Origin of the sequence: Natrinema sp. 1APR25-10V2, assembly GCF_031626495.1 — an archaeon.
GTDB lineage: Archaea > Halobacteriota > Halobacteria > Halobacteriales > Natrialbaceae > Natrinema.
Genome location: NZ_JAMQOJ010000007.1, coordinates 180,702 through 198,249, shown reverse-complemented (window position 1 = coordinate 198,249; position 17,548 = coordinate 180,702). Strand labels below are relative to the sequence as shown.

Genomic DNA, 17,548 nt, shown 5'->3' with positions numbered 1-17,548 from the left:
TCGATGTGGCCTGCCTGTGCAGCCCGTTAATAGCTTATTTACCGTCGTTAATAAGCTAATGACAGTTATCGATCGCGAACCGTTACGGATCGGTCGAGGACAACGACGCGCCGTCACGGACCGAAGCCGTCGGAACCGATAGCTCGAGTTCGACGGGTGCTGGTCGACGAATCCGGCGACTCGAGCCGTCCAGAGCGGTCGTCGCTCGGGGTCCGGTGAGCCTTTTTGTCCCCCGGCCGTAGTAGTCGCCATGAAGATCCGGGGTGAGCGCGAGTGCCAGGAGTGTGGAACGCGCTGGTCGTACTACGAGACGGGAAGCGTCGGCTGTCCGGCCTGCGGGAGCCTCCGGAGCGTCGGCGTCGACGACCGCACCGAACACACCGACCTGCAGGTGGAGTTCGATCTCACCCCTGTCCGAAACGCGATCGACGAGATCGAAACCGACGACCTCGCCGAACGCGCCCGCGACCGCTGTCGCGAGTACGTCCGCCGGCGCGGGTTCGTCAACGCCGGCACCCTCCGCGAACTCGACGATACCTATCTCGCCGCGACGGAACTGCTCCACGTCGCCGACATCGTCGCCCGCGAAATCCAACTCGAGGACCGCGAGGAACTCTACTTCCTCGCGCTGTTGCGCGACGCCGATCAGGGGGGTCGCCCACCCGTCGAGGACGTTCCCCCGACGCTCGAAGCGGCCCGCGGGCTGGCCTACGCCAACGCGGTCCGCGAGTACCGTCGCGACGTTCGCACCTGGGCCGAGGACCGCGATCTGACCGCCAGCGAACGCGGCGCGCTCGAGACGCTCGGCGAACACGTCAAGCGAATCCGAATGCTCGACGGCGACGTAGCGCCCCGGATCGCCGACCGGCTCGTCGAAGCCACCCGCGACCTCGCAAACGGCCTGCGCGGCGACGAGTTCGCGTTCTCGCAGGCTCAGGAGCGGCTGGACGGTCTCGAGTTCGATTCGATCGAATGAGGTCGCCACCACGTAACGAGACCGGCCGATCGACGCCCACCGACGCGACGTTCGAGGAACGGCAGCGGCTCCCGTCCTGGATGGGGCCCACTGTCCTCGCTCTCTCGATCTCGCCGCTCGCAGTCACGATACTCGTCATCATTGGCGAGAACGGCGTGACGCCGGGCTCGCTCGCCGCGATTGCGGCGATCGTCGGCCCCGGCCTCGGCGTCGTGCCCCTCGTCTACTGGGCCAAGCTTCGGACGCAGGTCCGCGACGATGGAGTCTACTTCCGCTTTCGACCGTTCCATCGCTCGTGGCGGTCGATCCCGTTCGCGAATATTCAACGCGTTCGTCGGGACGAGCGTCGTGCCTTCCAGTACGGTATCCGGTGGACGAGACGCGGCTGGGAGTACCGCGCCGACGCGAACACGGGCGTCGAAATCGATCGCATCGAGGGCAAGCCGATCTTTCTCGGCACCGAGCGCCCGCACGAGTTCCGGGCGGCGATAGAAGCGGGAGTGCGTCGGTCGGGACGATAAACGGGAGGCCCGATCGGACACGAGCCGACGTTCAGGGGAGGTCGACGGCGACGTCCTCCTGCAGGCTCGCTGCCTTGACCGTGTTGTAGAGCAGCATCGCGCGAGTCATGGGACCGACGCCGCCGGGGACGGGCGTGATCGCGCTGGCTTTCTCCTCGGCGCTCTCGTACTCCACGTCGCCGACGAGTTCGTACCCCTTGTCGGTGTCCGCGTCGACGCGGTTGACGCCCACGTCGATGACGACGGTCCCCTCGGAGAGCATCGAGCCGTCGACGAGTTCCGGGACGCCGGCGGCCGCGACGACGATGTCCGCGCGGCGGGTCTTCTCGGCGAGGTCGTCGGTCCGGGAGTGACAGACCGTCACCGTCGCGTTACCGTCGTCGGCCTTCTGGATCAGCAGGTTCGCGAGGGGCTTGCCGACGATGTCCGAGCGGCCGACGATCGTCACGTCCTTGCCCTCGGTGTCGATCCCGGCGGACTCGAGGAGTTTCTGTACTCCGTGGGGGGTGCAGGGACGGAAGCGGGCGTCGCCAGCGACGAGGCGACCGACGTTCTCGGGGTGGAAGCCGTCGACGTCCTTGGCGGGGTCGACCCGGCGGATCACGTCGCGGTAGTCGACGTGGTCCGGCACCGGTGCCTGGACGATGTAGCCGTGGATATCGTCGTCGGCGTTGAGGTCCGCGATGGCGTCGTACAGCTCCTCGGGTGGCGCATCGCCGTCCACGTCGACGTGGTGGCTCTCGATCCCGACCTCCTCGCAGTCGCGCTGTTTCATGTTCACGTAGGTCTGGCTCGCCGGATCGTCGCCCATGAGGACCGTTGCCAGGCCCGGCCGCGCACCCGCGTCGGCGAGCGTCTCGATCGCGTCCGTCAAGCCGTCTCGAATCTCGCTTGCGACAGCGTTGCCGTCGATGATCTCGGTCATTACTCGAGTGGGCGGCCGCGAGGCTCATTAATCTCCGGATTCGTGCTCAGAACAGCCCTTACTGGGCGACAAATATACACGTTCGTGGATACTCGACCTCAGACTCGTTCGTCGAGGAACGACTCGATCGCGTCGTTGACCGGTTCCGGGCGCTCGAGGTTCGAGGTGTGACCCGCTTCCGGAATCAGTTCCATCTCGGCGTCCGGTAGCTCGTCGAGCATCGGCTCGGCGCGCGAGGGATCGATCGAGGGGTCTTCTTCTCCGTGGACGATCAGGACCGGGACGTCGATCTCGGAGAGCCGGTCGGTGACGTCGGATCGCTCGAGCCAGGAGTGGAGCTCGCGGAAGACCGACGTACCGGGGTAGGTCGCCCAGCGGTCGACCCACGACTCGACGAGGTCGGGGTTCTCCTCGCGGGTCGTTTCGCCGAAGAGGTAGCCGGTCACGCCCTCGGCCAGTTCCCGCGGGGTCGGATCGTGCGAGTCCTCGAGCGGATCGACGAGGTCGCCGTAGACCTCCTGCTCTTCGTCCGTGTGCGGCGCGGCCATCGAGTCGATCAGAACGAGTCCGTCGACGCGCTCGGGGTACTCGAGCGCGAAGCGAAGCGCCATGAAGCCGCCCATCGACATGCCGGCGATGACGGCGCTGTCCTCCCCGATTCCGTCGAGCAGCGCGTCACAGTCGTCGGCCAGGTCCCACAGGTCGTACTCCCCCGCGTACCGGTCCGTCCGCGCGCGCAGATCGTAGGCGACGGCTCGATACTCGTCGCGCAGTGCCTCGAGTTGCGGCGCGAACATCGTCCGATCCATCAGCGTTCCGTGGGCGAAGACCACCGGCTGGCCCTCGCCGACGTCGGTCGTCAGTGCGTCCGTTCGCACGCGATACATGTCCGTGGCCGTCTCGTCTGTCATGTGGAACGGTAACGATGGCCTTCCTGAAAAGGATACGTCATGCGGAAGGTCGCAGAAAACCCCCGCCGACGGTGGCGGCAGGGCCGTCGGGCGAACACCGCTACAACGCTATCGGTTCGTTCCCGGTTCAGCGACGTCCCACTCGGTGGTGTCCTGTGCGTCGGTCACGACCAGCGCGTACTCGTCCTCGAGTTCCTCGTACTCGGTCGTCTCGGCGGCGTCGATCAACACCTTCGCCTGTCGCTCGTGGACCGCCCTCGCAGCCGCCAGCGCGTCTTCGGCGACGGCCACGCCCTCCGCCTCGAGTTCGGGACCGATGCGCTCCGTCCAGACGTCCTCAGGCAGCATACAGACCGCGCGCGAGTCTGCCGATAGCGGCGGGACACCGGCGACGTGATCCCCCGTTCCGACGAGGTCGTAGCCCTCGACAGCCTCGAGGAGTCCGATGACATTGGTTTCATCGGCGTCGCGCTTGGCGAGGGCCGACTCGAGCACGGCGGGATCGATCGGGGCGGCCATCGTCTCGGGGCGGGGCGTCGGATCGCCGCGACCTTCGTGTTCGATGACCTCCTCCGCGACCGGATCGCTGTCCCCGCCGACGTCTGGCAGCGGTTCGGCGCGATAGGCTTCCCCGTCATCGAATCGGACCGGAAGCAGGCCGATCGTCTCGCCGACCGCTATCGCGTCGAACAGCAGCGGCCGGTTGGTGTCGTAGACCTCGAGTGCGATTCCCAGCCCCTCTGGCGGCTCGGTACGGACGAGCGTGTCCGGGACGGGCGCGACGATCTCGCCGTCCTCTTCGCGGAGCTCTCGCGGGTACGGCGCGTCGGCAGTGGCCGCGTCCTCGATCCCGCTGCAGACGAGCATCGGCTGGTCCTCGTGCTGGTCGATGTCCCAGTCGATGTGGTCGCCCGGCGATGCACCCAGGTATTCGGTCACCGGCGTCACCACGACTGCCAGCGCCGAGGCCGCAGTCTCGTCCGTCTCCCGGAGCTCGAGTAACCGGTCATCGTCGAGGACGGTCCCGGTCGGACGCGTAGACATGGGCGGGGGTACAACCAGCCCGATAAAAAGACGCATGCCGGCGAGTGGCAGGGATCGATCGACGTCCGAACGTAGCCTGAAAGAAGTCGAAATGTGGCTTGCGTCGCTACTCGTAGAGGGGATTCTCGTCGCACAGCGTCGCGACGTCAGCGCGAACGTCTTCGATGACCGCCTCGTCCTCGGGGCTGTCGACGACGCGGGCAATGAGGTCGCCGACTTTGCGACAGTCGTCCTCGTCGAAGCCGCGGGTGGTCAGCGCCGGGGTGCCGGCGCGAATGCCGCTCGGGTTGAACGGCGAGCGCGTCTCGCCGGGCACCGTGTTCCCGTTGAGAACGATGCCGGCGTCCTCGAGCGCTTCCTCGGCGTCGCCACCGGTCGTGTCGGGATGGCTCTCGCGCAGGTCGACGAGCACGAGGTGGTTGTCGGTGCCGCCCGACACCAGCGAGAGGCCGTTCTCGGAGAGGCTCTCGCCGAGCGCTCGCGCGTTCGCGACGGTCTGCTCGGCGTAGTCCTCGAATTCGGGCTCGAGGGCTTCCTTGAAACCGACTGCCTTGCCAGCGACGTTGTGCATGAGCGGGCCGCCCTGACCGCCGGGGAAGACGGCGGCGTCGATGTCGTCGGCGTACTCCTCGTCGCACATGACGATGCCGCCACGGCCCGAGCGGATGGTCTTGTGGGTCGAGCCGGTAACGAAGTCGGCAACGCCGACCGGCGAGGGGTGGACCCCCGCGGCCACGAGACCGGTGATGTGGGCGATGTCCGCGAGGTGGAGCGCGTCCACGTCGTCGGCGACGGCCTGAATGCGCTCCCACTCGATCTCGCGCGGGTACGCGGAGTAGCCTGAGACGACGATGTCGGGATCGAACTCGGCCGCGTGCTCGGCGAGGGCCTCGTAGTCGAGGTAGCCGGTCTCGGGGTCGACCTCGTACTGTTCGACCTCGTAGAGCTGGCCGGTGAAGTTCGCCGGATGGCCGTGGCTCAGGTGGCCGCCGTGGTTGAGATCTAGCGAGAGGATCTTGTCGCCGGGCTCGAGCATGGCGAAGTAGACGGCCTGGTTGGCCTGCGTACCGGAGTGGGGCTGGACGTTGACGTGCTCCGCGCCGAACAGCTCCGTCGCGCGCTCGATCGCGAGCGTCTCGACCTCGTCGGCGTACTCGCAACCGCCGTAGTAGCGCTCGCCGGGGTAGCCCTCCGCGTACTTGTTCGTCAGGGCGCTCCCCTGCGCGTCGAGGACGGCCTCGCTGACGTGGTTCTCGCTGGCGATCATCTGTAGCGTCTCCCGCTGGCGCTCGACCTCGCCCTCGAGGGCGTCGGCGACGGCGGGATCGACCTCGCGAACCTGGTCGTGGTTCATATCCGAACTGCCGTCTGGCGGCTGCATAAGTGTACCCGTCCTCGGCAAGTCGAGCCACTATCGTCGGCCGGTGCCGGATCGGTCGTCGGCCCGCGATCGACCACGGCCCGATACAACTAACTTGTCCGAGTGACATTCAACCAACGAATGATTGAGTGGGCGGTAGACGGCGACACCCTCCACGTCACCGACGCCGACAACGCGGAGCTGACGGTCACCGGTGACGAGTTCGCCGTCGACGGGTCCGGCGTCGACATCCCCCGTCCGGCCGACGACACGGTCGTCGTGACCGCCACCGAGCTCCGATTCCCGCACGCGGTCGTCTACGCGTTCTCGCTCGGGCTCGAGGATCAGTACGAACTCGACCCTAACGGCGAGCCCCTCTCGTTACCGCCCGGCGAGTACGTCGTCGATATCGACACGGAGATCAAGGCCTATCTGCGATTCTCCGGCGCGGCGCGGATCGAGAAGACCGACGATTACGAGGAAACCGTCGTCTCCTTTCCGGACCGGACGCGCGTCATCCTCGGACTGCGCTGTCGCCACGAGTTCCCTGCGGGGACGATCACCGTTCCCGACTCCCCGTCGGCGATCGCCGACGCCATCACGCACATGGCCGCCTCGCACAAGACGGACAGCCCCGACCGCTCGTATCCCACGCTTCGGGGCCACCCCTCCTTGCTCGAGCACGGCGACGAACTCGAGATTTCGGACTGCATCCGTTCCGACACTCCCGATCACGGGATCCAGCTGGTCGTTCCACCCGACTACGAGTCGCTGTTCGTGACCGCACCGCTGGCGTACTATCTCCAGGCGACAGTCCAGACGACTGACGAGCGACTGGGAAACCGGACGGGATCGAAGGCCGGCGACTCTCGGCCGTACCTTCGGCTCTCCGACCACGCGATCGAGGAGCCGCTCTCGCCGATGCCCGACCTGGAGCGCGACGTGGAGCGGCTGCTCCGTAAGTCGTTCTTCCTCGACTGTCTGGTCCGCAACGCCGGTCCGTACGGAACGACCCTCTCGGAGCTCAGTCTGCTCGAGGCGCTGGGGCTAGACGCCGACACACTGTACGAGGCATCACCGCAGGATCGGCTCGCTGCCTACCTCGACGTGCCGTACGCGGCAATCAAACATCGACTTCCCGACTGGCATCTCTCGACGTACGTCGCCCCCGAGTACGACAGCATCGAATCGCTCCCGTTCCTGCTCGACCGGCTGAGCATGATCTACACGCCGCGGACGTCCGAACTCGAGGGCAGAGAACTGGTCGAGCGGTCGCTCGAGGACTTCTATCGGGGCAACGACCCCGATCCGACGGCCCACTCGGGATACGACCCCGGCGTCGACAGGGCTACCGGGCAGGTCGCCTCGGTCGACATCGTCAAACCGGATCTCCGAAGCGGCCGAACCCACGGCTGGCTCGCCGACGGCGTCCCAATCGACGTCTTCAAATCCGCTCCCGAAGCCTACTACAACCGCCTCGAGTTCCTCGAAGAAGCGAGCGATTCGACCTCGATCTGTGTCGTCCTCAACGATCCCGAGATGGCCGGCGAACACGATCACGTCGCCGAAATCTATCGCCAGCGCTCGGAGGAACTGACCCTGGATCTCACCGTCGAAGAATCGCTCGAAACAGCCGCCCTCGCCCGTATGTTCGAAACCGACCACGACTTCGTCCACTACATCGGGCACTGCGAAACCGACGGGCTGTGCTGTCCCGACGGAACGCTCTCGGTCTCGAGCCTCGATCGTTGTAACGTCCAGACGTTCTTCCTCAACGCCTGTGGCTCCTTCTACGAAGGGATGAACCTGATCGAAAAGGGCAGCGTCGCGGGCGCGGTTACGTTCACCAAGGTGTTGAACGACCACGCGGTCAAGGTGGGGTCGACGTTCGCCAAACTCCTGGTTCACGGCTTCAGCATCGAGCGCGCGATGGCCCTCGCGCGCCGACGAATCATGATGGGCAAGGATTACGCCGTCGTCGGTGACGGCACACACTCGCTTACTCAGGCCGAGAGCCGCCTCCCGACGACAGCGACGCTCGAGGAACTCGACGAAGGCGAGGACGAACGGCGGTTCCTGCTGACGCTCGACTGCTTTTCGACGCGCGTAACCGGATCGTACTACTTCCCCCACACCGAGCACAACGAGTACGCCTACCTCTGTGGGAACGAATCGAGCTTTACGCTGACGGAGCCGGAGTTAGCGACGATGCTCAAAGAAACGGAGGCGTCCGTGATTTACGACGGCGACATCTACTGGTCGAAAGAGCTCTGGTCGCGATTCGACCGCTAATCTATGGTCCGCCGTACGTGCTCACTCGCTTCGCTCGGACTGCGAATCGTCGTGCCGAACGGTCAAAGGCCGCTTCGATCCGTGCGCCGTCGACCAGCTCCCGAACGACGCACCGCAGTCGGTTGTGTCGAACACCCATACGATACTGTAATAACACGATTCCGGCATATACTTATTGTTAGTATTCACATACTTGTCGGGCGAGTAGCGAACACGACGGATCCTGTCACAGTTCAATTTCCAGTGCAAATATCTGTTAGCGACGACGGTGTTCCGTTGGTGAACTAACGAGTAATGAGACAAAAATTACCGGTTCGGCCGCCAGAGCAGATGTTCTGCTGTGCAAACGGCCACCAAAATTAAGTATACCGACTACGATTACTTCTGTATACACATGGCTTCGAATTTACTCAACCATCAGATTGACGACATACTCGAGTCCGTGCTCGAGGATGCAAGCGGCGACGTGTACATGGTAAACCCGTCGCGGGACGCCATCGAGGAGTTCGTTTCGGTCGCGACCGCGTTCGACGGCGACCTCCCCTCGGTCCACATGCTCGCCGACGAGCGCACCCTCAAAGACGTAATGGACGACTTCATCATCGCCTCGAACGCCGCCGACCTCATCAGTGAGGGCGCGCTGGCACTGCGAACGCTCGCGGAGGCACCCGAAAACTCGCTGCTGGTCACCGAGGATCGCGTCATCGCCGTCGTTCACGCCGGCGACCGCGTCGGCGGGCTCATCACCGACGACGACAGCTTCGTCGACGACACCTACGACACCTACGCGGCCCGCTGGGACGACGCCTCCCAGTTCAACCTCCGGACGCCCCCGATCACGGACGTTCGCGAGACCCTCTCCAACGAGATCAGCCCTGAAGCCGAGGACGACTTCACCGCGATCCTCGACTCGCTGGAGACCGCCCGCGGCGACGGCGACGGCCTCGACGAGGTCACCATTTCGCTGCTGGTCGCGGCGAAAAACGAGGCGCTGCTGTACGACATCAGCAAGTGGGGCGAGGACGTCGGTATCGCCTCCAAGGCCACGTTCTCCCGAACGAAGACCAAGCTCGAGGACATGGGCCTGATCGACACCGAGAAGGTCCCGATCGACGTCGGCCGACCGCGGCTCCGCCTGAAGATCGGCGACGAGCGCCTCAGCGAGGCCGACAACGGTCAGCTCGCGACGGTGGCGCAGAGCATTCTCAACTAACAGCCTTTTACTCTGCGTTCTGGGGGACTGACGACAGCGTAGCTGTCGCACGGTCCGCCGACACTCGGTAAAAGGTTGATCGAAAGCACTCCTCCTCCTTCCGTTTCGACTCGCATTGCGAGTCTCCACAGCAGTCGTCGGCCCGCTCGCTCACTCGCGCGGCGCGTAGCGCCGCGCTTTCGTTCGCTCGCGGTCGGCGACGGTGAACGGCCTGCCCTCCCCCGAGTCGCAGGGCTCTCACTGTCGCTCGAGCCCCGCTCCCGGCCGGGGTGGCTGGTCGTCTCTGGAATCCGCGTGGCGCAAACCCCAAGTCGCCGCCGCGAGTGGGTTCGGGTATGTACGAGGCCGTCCACGCCCATCCCGACGGACAGAGCACGGTCGCCAGATTCGCGAAGACGGCGGCCGACTACGGCTTCGAGGGCGTGGTCGTGCGCAACCACTCCGACGCTCGAGCGGACTACGACCCCGACTTGATCGGCGAGGAGTACGGGATCGATGTCGTCGAGGGCGTCGAGATCCGGGCCGAGGATCAACAGCAAGCCAGCGGTGCTGTCGGGAACTTCCGGACCGCGGAGACGATCGTCGGCATCCACGGCGGGACGGCGTCGCTGAACCGCTTCGCCGTCGAACAGGCGAAAGTCGACGTACTCGCCCATCCGATGGCCGGTGACGGTGACGTCAATCACGTTCTGGTCAAAGCCGCCCTCGAGAACGGCGTTCGCCTCGAGTTCGATCTCTCGGGGGTACTGCGGACGAGCGGCGGCCGCCGGGTTCGCCACATTCAGTCGCTGCGTAAACTCCGGGAGATCGTCACCCACTACGACGCACCCTACGTGGTGAGCGCCGATCCGACCTCACACCTCGAGCTACGGGCGCCCCGTGAGTTGAAAGCCGTCGGTGAGCAAATCGGGTTTTCTGAGACATTCATCGAGGAGGGACTGGCCGAGTGGGGCCGGCTGGCCGAGCGCAACCGACACGTCCAGTCCGAGTCGTTCATTGAGCCGGGGGTCGAACGGGGCAGGTATGAAGAGGAGTCTTGAGGAGCACGCCGCCCGGTTCGACGAGAAGGCCGGCGAGTACGACGACTCGAAGACCGACGAGTACCGCGCCTGTGCGAGCCTCGTCGTCGAACACGCCGCGCCCGAGGCCGACGACGTCGTCCTCGATCTCGGGACCGGAACTGGCGCGATCGCGCTCGCGCTCGCCCCCGACGCGGCCCAGGTCGTCGGCCGCGACATCAGCGAGGGGATGCTCGCGGAGGCCGAGCGGAAAGCCACGGAAGCGGGACTGACGAACCTCGAGTTCGGCGAGGGTACCTTCCGCGAGCCCGAGTACGACGGTCCGGTCGACGTGGTCACCTCGAACTTCGCCCTCCACCACCTCTCGGACGCCGAAAAACGGGAGGCGATCGCGGTTATCGCCGACCTCGAGCCCCGGAAATTCGTCCTCGGGGACGTGATGTTCTTCGGCGAGGCGGATCCGGACGAGCCGTTCTACTCGCCCGAGGTCGACGATCCCGCGACCGTCGGCGTACTGGCCGACGCGTTTACCGATGCGGGCTTCTCGCTGACGGCCGTCGAACGCGTTCACGAGCAGGTCGGCGTGCTGGTCGCGGAGCGAAGTCCGACACCGGCCGAGTCGGGTGCTGAGTGAGATGAAACACCTCCCGAAACACCTCCGACCGCGCTGGCGATACCTCGCCGTGGAACTCGAGACGTGGCCCGACGAGCGCATCGGCCGGCGGTCGTTCCAGCGCGAGCTGTGGTACGCGGGCCAGAACCTGCTGGGCGATCCGGGCAGCGCCGACGCCGATCTGACCGTAATGCGGTTTTCGTTCGGCGACAGCACCGGCGAGGCGATCGTCAGAGCCCGCCGGGGCGAGACCGAGCCCGCGCGGGCGGCGCTTTCCTGTATCGACGAGATCGACGGCGCTCCCGTCGGAATCCGCGTCCGCGGTATCAGTGGCACGATCCGTGCCGCTGAAGAAAACTATTTAGGACGCCGCGGGCAAGATTCGGAAGAGAGAAACGTCGTGTTCGGGAACGAGGAGCGAGTCGCCGTCCTCCGGGACAGCGTAGGGGACGTTCGACTCGATGAGGCGTTCGCGGGCGCGACAGACCTCGATTACGATTTAGCGTGATACTATGCAGGGACAAGCCCAACAGCAGGCGTACGACCGTGGCATCACGATCTTCTCGCCCGACGGCCGACTCTACCAGGTCGAGTACGCTCGCGAGGCGGTCAAGCGAGGAACGGCCAGTATCGGTGTCCGAACGAGCGATGGCGTCGTTCTCGCCGTCGACAAACGAGTCCCCTCCCCGCTGCTCGAGGACTCGAGCGTCGAGAAGATTCACAAGGCCGACGACCACGTGGGCATCGCCAGCGCGGGCCACGTCGCCGACGCCCGCCAGCTGATCGACTTCGCGCGCCGCCAGACGCAGGTCAACCAGCTGCGCTACGGCGAGCCGATCGGCGTCGAGACGCTCACGAAAGAGGTCACCGACCACATCCAGCAGTACACCCAGGTCGGCGGCGCTCGCCCGTTCGGCGTCGCGCTGATCGTCGGCGGTATCGACAACGGCGAGCCCCGACTCTTCGAGACAGATCCGTCGGGCACGCCTTACGAGTGGAAGGCGCTGGCCGTCGGCGCCGACCGCGGCGAACTCCAGAACTACCTCGAGGAGAACTACGACGACGAGGCCGACTTGGACGGCGGCATCCAGCTCGCGCTCGACGCGCTCGCGTCGGTCAACGACGGCTCCCTGCTCCCCAACGAAGTGGGGCTGGCGACGGTCGACGTCGAGACCGAGTCCTTCGAGCAGTTCGACCACGACCGGATCGAGTCCCACCTCGAGGAGAACGATCTCCTCGACACCGGCGAGGACGAGGAGAGCGACGAGTAATCGAGACGCCGCTGCCGCTCCCGATCTGCGTTTTCCGACTGCTACCGACGGAACTCGAGCGAGCGGTCCGTCCCCCGCGGAACGCCGATCCGCGATCCGTCGCGCCTTCGGTCCGCTCGTCGGGAAACACTCTTTAAATTGGCGGGGAAACCGTTTGGTATGATTTCGCTCGACGAGGCAGTGACGGCGCGACTCGAGTCACACGGGGCGCGCTTCGAGGTGCTCGTAGACCCGGACGCGGCGCTGTCGATCAAACGCGACGAGTTCGACGGCGACCTCGAGGACGTGATCGCGGCCGAGGACGTCTTTGAGGACGCCTCGCGCGGCGACCGGCCAGCCGAAGACGACCTCGAGAAAGTGTTCGACACGACGGACCCCCTCGAGATCATTCCCGAAGTGATCAAACAGGGAGAGATCCAGATCACGGCCGATCAGCGCCGCGAGATGCAAGAACAGAAGCGCAAACAGCTGATCGACACCATCACGCGCAACGCGGTCAACCCGCAGATGGACAACGCGCCCCATCCGCCCGAGCGGATCGAGAACGCGCTGGAGGAGGCCGGCTTCACCGTCGATCCGATGGAGCCGGTTCAGAATCAGGTCGACGACGCGCTGGACGCGCTGCGCCCGGTGATTCCGATCCGGTTCGAGGAGATCACCGTCGCCGTCAACGTTCCGGCCGACTACGCCGGCAGCGCGCAGGCACAGATTCGACAGTTCGGCGAGTTAGAGCGCGAGGAATGGCAAAACGACGGCTCGTGGATCGGCGTACTCACGTTCCCCGCGGGGCTGCAAAACGAGTTCTACGACGTGGTCAACGAACACACCAGCGGCGAGGCCGAAACGGAGATCATCAAGGACAAAGACGACCTGAAGACGCGGTAACGGATCGCCGGGCCGCGGGCCCGACCGCGATTATCCTCGCTTGAAGCCGATCAGGAAGCCGCCGGTGAAGCCCGCGCCGATCGACAGCGTCGAGAGGATCGACTGGAGCCAGTGGACGTCGACGTTCTGCGCGCGCTGTTGGGTCTGCAAGAGTCCCGCCGAGAGCCGGTTCCAGTCGACGGTGATGATTCCCTGCGACTCGAGGTAGCGAAAGACCATCAACTGGACGCCGACCATGATCGCGACGAGTTTCGCGATCTTCTTCGCGGCGAAACCCATGACCCCGCCGATGGCCGCACCGCCACCGAACTCGAGGCCGAGTGCCGTCGGATCGATATCTATCATTATCCGTTCCCATTCGAGTCGGTTCCTATGACTGTTGTGGTCAGCGGAATAGACTGGCGACCGGTCTCGGTTGGGCAATGGAGACGACCGTTCGATGCCTGAGGCGGCCGCGTAGGAACTTGGTTCGGGCGTCGGGCACGGGATTCAAGACGGTCGGTCGCGTACGGTCGGCCATGAGTCACGTGCGTCCAACGGAGGTGGCTGACCGGCATCGTTAGCGTGTCCGGGTTCGCGCGGCGGTGTCCACAACGTCACGACCGCCCCGTGCGAGCGGCCGGTCGCGGGACCGGTGAGCCACGGCACTACGACGTGCGCGACCGACCGCGTCCGGAATACACACAGTCACCTGTATGAACACGATCATCGTCAAACGCGTCGATTCGGGGACGGCAGACACGAGCGAGATTCGCGATCTGGCCCGCGCGGCGGGATACACAGTCGTCGGCGAGGTCACCCAATCGCGGCGGGCCGATCCGGCGCTCCAGATCGGCGAGGGGAAAGCCGAGGAACTCGCCGCGCTCGTCGAGGAAACCGACGCCACGACCGTCGTTTTCGACAACCGACTGGGTCCGTATCAGACGTACAACCTCGGTCAGCTCTTACCCGAAGGCGCCGAGGTCATCGACCGGTTCACGCTCATCCTCGAGATCTTCGGCCAGCGCGCTCAGACCCGGAAAGCCCAACTGCAGGTCGAGCTGGCGGAACTTCGGTACGAACTCCCGCGCGCCGAAGCGAAGACGAGCCTCGCCAAGCGCGAGGAACACCCCGGGTTCATGGGGCTGGGCGAGTACGACGAGAGCCGCGAACGGGACATCAAAGACCAGATCAGCCGGATCAAGGACGAACTCGAGCGGATCGAGCAGACCGAACAGCAGCGCCGGGAGCGGCGTCGCGATTCGGGCTTCGATCTGGTCGCGCTCGCGGGCTACACGAACGCGGGCAAGTCGACCCTGCTGCGCCGGCTCGCGTCCGATCTCGAGGTCGACGAGAACGAGGACCTCCACCGGGATCTGGATCCGACGGCCGAGTCCCAGGACAAGCTGTTCACGACGCTGGGGACGACGACCCGCCGTGCCGACCTCGAGCCCCGCGACGTGCTGGTGACCGACACCGTCGGGTTCATCAGCGATCTCCCCCACTGGCTGGTCGAGTCGTTCAAGTCGACGCTCGACTCCGTCTACCGGGCCGATCTCGTCTTGCTCGTCGTCGACGTCAGCGAGCCCGTCGACGAGATCCACGAGAAGCTCGTGACCTGCCACGACACCCTCTACGAGCGTAACGAGGCCCCGATCGTGACCGTCCTGAACAAGATCGACAAGGTCGACGACGAGGAACTCGCCGAGAAGCGCGAGGCCCTCTCGTCGCTCGCGCCGAACCCGGTCACCGTTAGCGCGAAGGAGGGGCTCAACGTCGACGCCCTGCTCGAGCGCATCGACCACGAACTACCGGATTGGGAGCGCGAGCGGCTGATGCTACCGATGACCGACGACACGATGAGCGTCGTCTCCTGGCTCCACGATAACGCCCACGTCGAGGACGTCGATTACGGCGACGAGGACGTCGTCGTTTCCTTCGAAGCGCGTCCCGCGGTGGTCTCGCAGGCCCGCTCGCGTGCGAGCGATCTGCAGACGACCGCGGCAGAGTCGGCGTAGCCGCGGCCCGTTCGGGCTGCGTGGTTCACCCTTCTACGTCGCCGGACTGTCCCCGGTCCACGACCTGATGATCCGGCGTTCGAAGCTTCTCGAAGTATCGGTAAAGCGGGAAGACGAGGTCTTCCGCCACCCCCCGGACGCTCGTTTCGCTGGCGTAGACGATGACGGGAACGTCGGCGTCCTCCGCGAGGTCGATAACCCGATCCGGCGTGCTGCCGAGGACCCACTGTCGGAGCCGGCGCGTTCGCGACGCGCCGATGACGAGGATGCCGCCGTTCTCGGCGGCGGTCGTGACGAGCCCTTCGGCGACCGAATTCGCGGTGACGTTGTGGACTTCCACCGACTCCGCCGCCGGGAGGGCGTTCAGCGTCTCTCCGGGGTCTTCGGCGGTCCCGCTCCCGGTGGGCCTGACGTTGATGACGTGAATCGACGAGCCGTCCGCCGCAAGTTCGTTGACGAACGGCAACAGCGCCGCGTGATGGGGACCGCCGCCCGCGCCGACGTTGACCGTCGCGGGAACCCCCGTTTCCCGTCCCACGAACCCCTTCGAGAAAAGCACGTCGCAGGGCGCGTCGAACTCGACGCGCTGGGTGATCTCGGCGCTCTCTTCGGGATAGCCCATGAGAATCAGATCGACCTGATCCTCTCTGGCCGTCTGGACGATGCTGAATCCGACGTCGCGCGAGATGTGTCCCTGAACGGTGTAGTCGACCTCGAGGTCGGCGGCGGCGAGTTCGTCGCCGATCCCGGAGGCGCGGTTCTCGGCGGTGTCGACGACCATCTCGCTGGGCGTCTGGTCCGGGATCCCCGTGACGTTGACGACCTGCACGACCGGATCGTCCGCGTACAGGTTTCCGATCGTCGCCGCGAGCCGGACGTGCGTGGGGGCGCGGTCGGGTCGACGGACCGGAACGAGAATCCGAAAGCGGTCCGTCTCGACCGTCGCCGCCGCCTCGCTGGTCGCTTCGACGGGCGCGGCGTCGGCCGCCGCCCCGCTTCCGCCGCCGGCCGACTGCGCCGCCATCTCCTCCGGCGAGTACGGCGAGACGATCCGCTCGAACAGCTCTTCGGTCTCCGGGGCGCCGCCCCAGGCGAGGTACGCGCCGATCAGTGCGGTGATCAGGAGCGTCCCGACGATAACGCCGACGACCGGAAGGCTCGTGATGAGCCCCAGGTTCGCGGCGATCCCGAGGATCGGCAACAACGGCACGAGCGGGACTTTGAGCGGTCGATCGATGTCGGGGAAGCGCCGTCGCGAGACGATGAGCGCGACGTTGACCACCGACAGCGGCGCGAGCAGGTTGAACGTCGCGAAGCCGGTCAGCGCCTCGAGCCCCAGTCCGATGCCGGCGATCCCGCCCTCGGCGGGCAAGAGCATGATGAACGCGACGATGAGGGCGACGATAGTTCCCGTGACGGTCACGACGCTCCAGAACGGCGTGCCGTAGGAGGGGTGGATGCGGGAGAACCGCCGCGGTGCTTGCCCCTGTCGCCCCATCAGCGAACCGATACTGCTGGCCGCGAGGACGCTCGCATTCGACGCGCTGATCATGCTGAAGATCGCCCCCGCGACGATCAGTGCCATACCGATACTGCCGAGGAACGCGTTGGCGACGCTCCCCATCGCGGTCTCGCCCTCCTGCGCGATGACTTCGGCCGGGATCGGCGCGTTGACCATCGCGATGATGACGAACGTGTAGAGGATCGTGACGGCGATGATGCTCGCCGCGATGGCGCGCGGAACCGTCTTTCGGGGTTCGATGATCTCGCCGGCGCTGGCCGCGATCGCGGAGAAACCGAAGAACGTGATGAACGCGAGCGCGGCGATCGAGACGATGCCGCCGATGTCGGTCGAGATCGCTGCAGTGAACGTGCCGACCGTCTCGGCCGGCGCCTTGAACGCGAACGCACCGCCGATGAACGCGATGAGGACGGCGACCTTCGCGCCGCTGACGACGACCTGAAACGTCCCGCTCTCCTCGGTCCCCTGCGCGTTGAGCGCCCCCAGCAGCACGGCCGCCATCACGCCGATCGAGCCGTGCGGAACCGGCCACCCGTGGGGAATCACGAACTCGAGGAACCACTCGTCCATCGTCGCGAGGTAGAACGCGGTCGTCCCGGTATATCCCAAAAAGAGCGACGCGCCGACCGCGTACTCGAGGAGATCGCGATCGAAGGTCCGCGAACTGAACAGGTAGCCGCCGCCGTTTTCCGCATAGATCGAGGCGAACTCGGAGTACGAGGCCGCAGTGATCCCCGCGATGAGCGCCGCGATGACGAACGCGATCACCGCGCTGCTCCCGATGGCGGCGACTGCGGTCCCCGACAGCGAGAAGATCCCGGCCGCGATCATCGTCCCCAACCCCAGCGCGAATGCCACCCAGAAGCCGAGCGTACGGGTGTGTTCGACCATAGGTAACGTTCAGCAAGGGGCCGGGTAAACGTTCATACGGAACACGCAACCCGATTGATCCGTCCGCGATAGTAACCGAAACCGACCCGCCTTCCAGGTGGCACGGTC

At 65.7% G+C, this 17,548-nt stretch carries 16 protein-coding genes; 10 read left to right on the top strand and 6 right to left on the bottom strand.

What is annotated here, in order from left to right; all coding sequences use genetic code 11:
- The first annotated feature begins 250 nt into the window (after positions 1–250).
- Together NDO75_RS21550 and NDO75_RS21545 are read left to right on the top strand one after the other, a co-directional pair.
- Complete coding sequence (locus NDO75_RS21550; protein ID WP_310908675.1) at positions 251–976, top strand: TFIIB-type zinc ribbon-containing protein; 726 nt, start codon at positions 251–253, stop codon at positions 974–976.
- Complete coding sequence (locus NDO75_RS21545; RefSeq protein WP_310908674.1) at positions 973–1,497, top strand: hypothetical protein; 525 nt, start codon at positions 973–975, stop codon at positions 1,495–1,497. Before NDO75_RS21550 ends, NDO75_RS21545 begins: the two co-directional genes overlap by 4 nt.
- Before the next feature lie 31 nt (positions 1,498–1,528).
- On the opposite strand, the gene NDO75_RS21540 is transcribed toward NDO75_RS21545, so the two are convergent.
- The 4 genes from NDO75_RS21540 to glyA all read right to left on the bottom strand — a co-directional run bounded on the left by NDO75_RS21540 (position 1,529) and on the right by glyA (position 5,731).
- Positions 1,529–2,422, bottom strand: coding sequence for a bifunctional methylenetetrahydrofolate dehydrogenase/methenyltetrahydrofolate cyclohydrolase (locus NDO75_RS21540; protein WP_310908673.1), 894 nt, complete (start codon positions 2,420–2,422; stop codon positions 1,529–1,531).
- A 98-nt stretch (positions 2,423–2,520) separates the two neighbouring features.
- The gene (locus NDO75_RS21535) at positions 2,521–3,333 is read right to left on the bottom strand and encodes an alpha/beta hydrolase (protein ID WP_310908672.1); all 813 of its coding nucleotides are present in this window, start codon (positions 3,331–3,333) and stop codon (positions 2,521–2,523) included.
- Positions 3,334–3,441: 108 nt separating this feature from the next.
- Positions 3,442–4,377: a hypothetical protein gene (locus NDO75_RS21530; RefSeq protein ID WP_310908671.1), complete on the bottom strand. Its 936-nt coding sequence runs from the start codon at positions 4,375–4,377 to the stop codon at positions 3,442–3,444.
- 106 nt (positions 4,378–4,483) lie between these two features.
- Positions 4,484–5,731 carry a serine hydroxymethyltransferase gene (gene glyA / locus NDO75_RS21525; protein ID WP_310908670.1) on the bottom strand — a complete coding sequence of 416 codons (1,248 nt, stop codon included), beginning with the start codon at positions 5,729–5,731 and terminating at the stop codon, positions 4,484–4,486.
- Between the two features lie 147 nt (positions 5,732–5,878).
- Here glyA and NDO75_RS21520 point away from each other — a divergent pair, with 147 nt between their 5' ends.
- From NDO75_RS21520 to NDO75_RS21490, 7 genes are all read left to right on the top strand, one after another.
- Complete coding sequence (locus NDO75_RS21520) at positions 5,879–8,029, top strand: hypothetical protein (RefSeq protein WP_310908669.1); 2,151 nt, start codon at positions 5,879–5,881, stop codon at positions 8,027–8,029.
- 394 nt (positions 8,030–8,423) lie between these two features.
- The gene (locus NDO75_RS21515) at positions 8,424–9,242 is read left to right on the top strand and encodes a DUF5821 family protein (RefSeq protein ID WP_310908668.1); all 819 of its coding nucleotides are present in this window, start codon (positions 8,424–8,426) and stop codon (positions 9,240–9,242) included.
- 335 nt (positions 9,243–9,577) lie between these two features.
- On the top strand, positions 9,578–10,282 hold the full coding sequence (locus NDO75_RS21510; RefSeq protein ID WP_310908667.1) for an RNase P subunit p30 family protein: 705 nt from the start codon (positions 9,578–9,580) through the stop codon (positions 10,280–10,282).
- The gene (locus tag NDO75_RS21505) at positions 10,266–10,895 is read left to right on the top strand and encodes a class I SAM-dependent methyltransferase (protein WP_310908666.1); all 630 of its coding nucleotides are present in this window, start codon (positions 10,266–10,268) and stop codon (positions 10,893–10,895) included. The genes NDO75_RS21510 and NDO75_RS21505 overlap by 17 nt, the downstream gene beginning before the upstream one ends.
- A gap of 1 nt (position 10,896) precedes the next feature.
- Positions 10,897–11,382 carry an Rpp14/Pop5 family protein gene (locus NDO75_RS21500; protein WP_310908665.1) on the top strand — a complete coding sequence of 162 codons (486 nt, stop codon included), beginning with the start codon at positions 10,897–10,899 and terminating at the stop codon, positions 11,380–11,382.
- A 4-nt stretch (positions 11,383–11,386) separates the two neighbouring features.
- Positions 11,387–12,145, top strand: a complete 759-nt coding sequence (gene psmA, locus NDO75_RS21495) for an archaeal proteasome endopeptidase complex subunit alpha (protein WP_310908664.1) — start codon at positions 11,387–11,389, stop codon at positions 12,143–12,145.
- Between the two features lie 159 nt (positions 12,146–12,304).
- On the top strand, positions 12,305–13,030 hold the full coding sequence (locus NDO75_RS21490) for a ribosome assembly factor SBDS (RefSeq protein WP_310908663.1): 726 nt from the start codon (positions 12,305–12,307) through the stop codon (positions 13,028–13,030).
- Positions 13,031–13,060: 30 nt separating this feature from the next.
- Here the strand turns inward: NDO75_RS21490 and NDO75_RS21485 are convergent, their stop codons facing one another.
- Positions 13,061–13,375 carry an FUN14 domain-containing protein gene (locus NDO75_RS21485; protein WP_310908662.1) on the bottom strand — a complete coding sequence of 105 codons (315 nt, stop codon included), beginning with the start codon at positions 13,373–13,375 and terminating at the stop codon, positions 13,061–13,063.
- 350 nt (positions 13,376–13,725) lie between these two features.
- On the opposite strand from NDO75_RS21485, the gene hflX reads away from it, so the two are divergent.
- The gene (hflX, locus tag NDO75_RS21480; RefSeq protein ID WP_310908661.1) at positions 13,726–15,027 is read left to right on the top strand and encodes a GTPase HflX; all 1,302 of its coding nucleotides are present in this window, start codon (positions 13,726–13,728) and stop codon (positions 15,025–15,027) included.
- A gap of 25 nt (positions 15,028–15,052) precedes the next feature.
- On the opposite strand, the gene NDO75_RS21475 is transcribed toward hflX, so the two are convergent.
- Positions 15,053–17,440, bottom strand: coding sequence for an amino acid permease (locus NDO75_RS21475; RefSeq protein WP_310908660.1), 2,388 nt, complete (start codon positions 17,438–17,440; stop codon positions 15,053–15,055).
- Between the last annotated feature and the right edge of the window lie 108 nt (positions 17,441–17,548).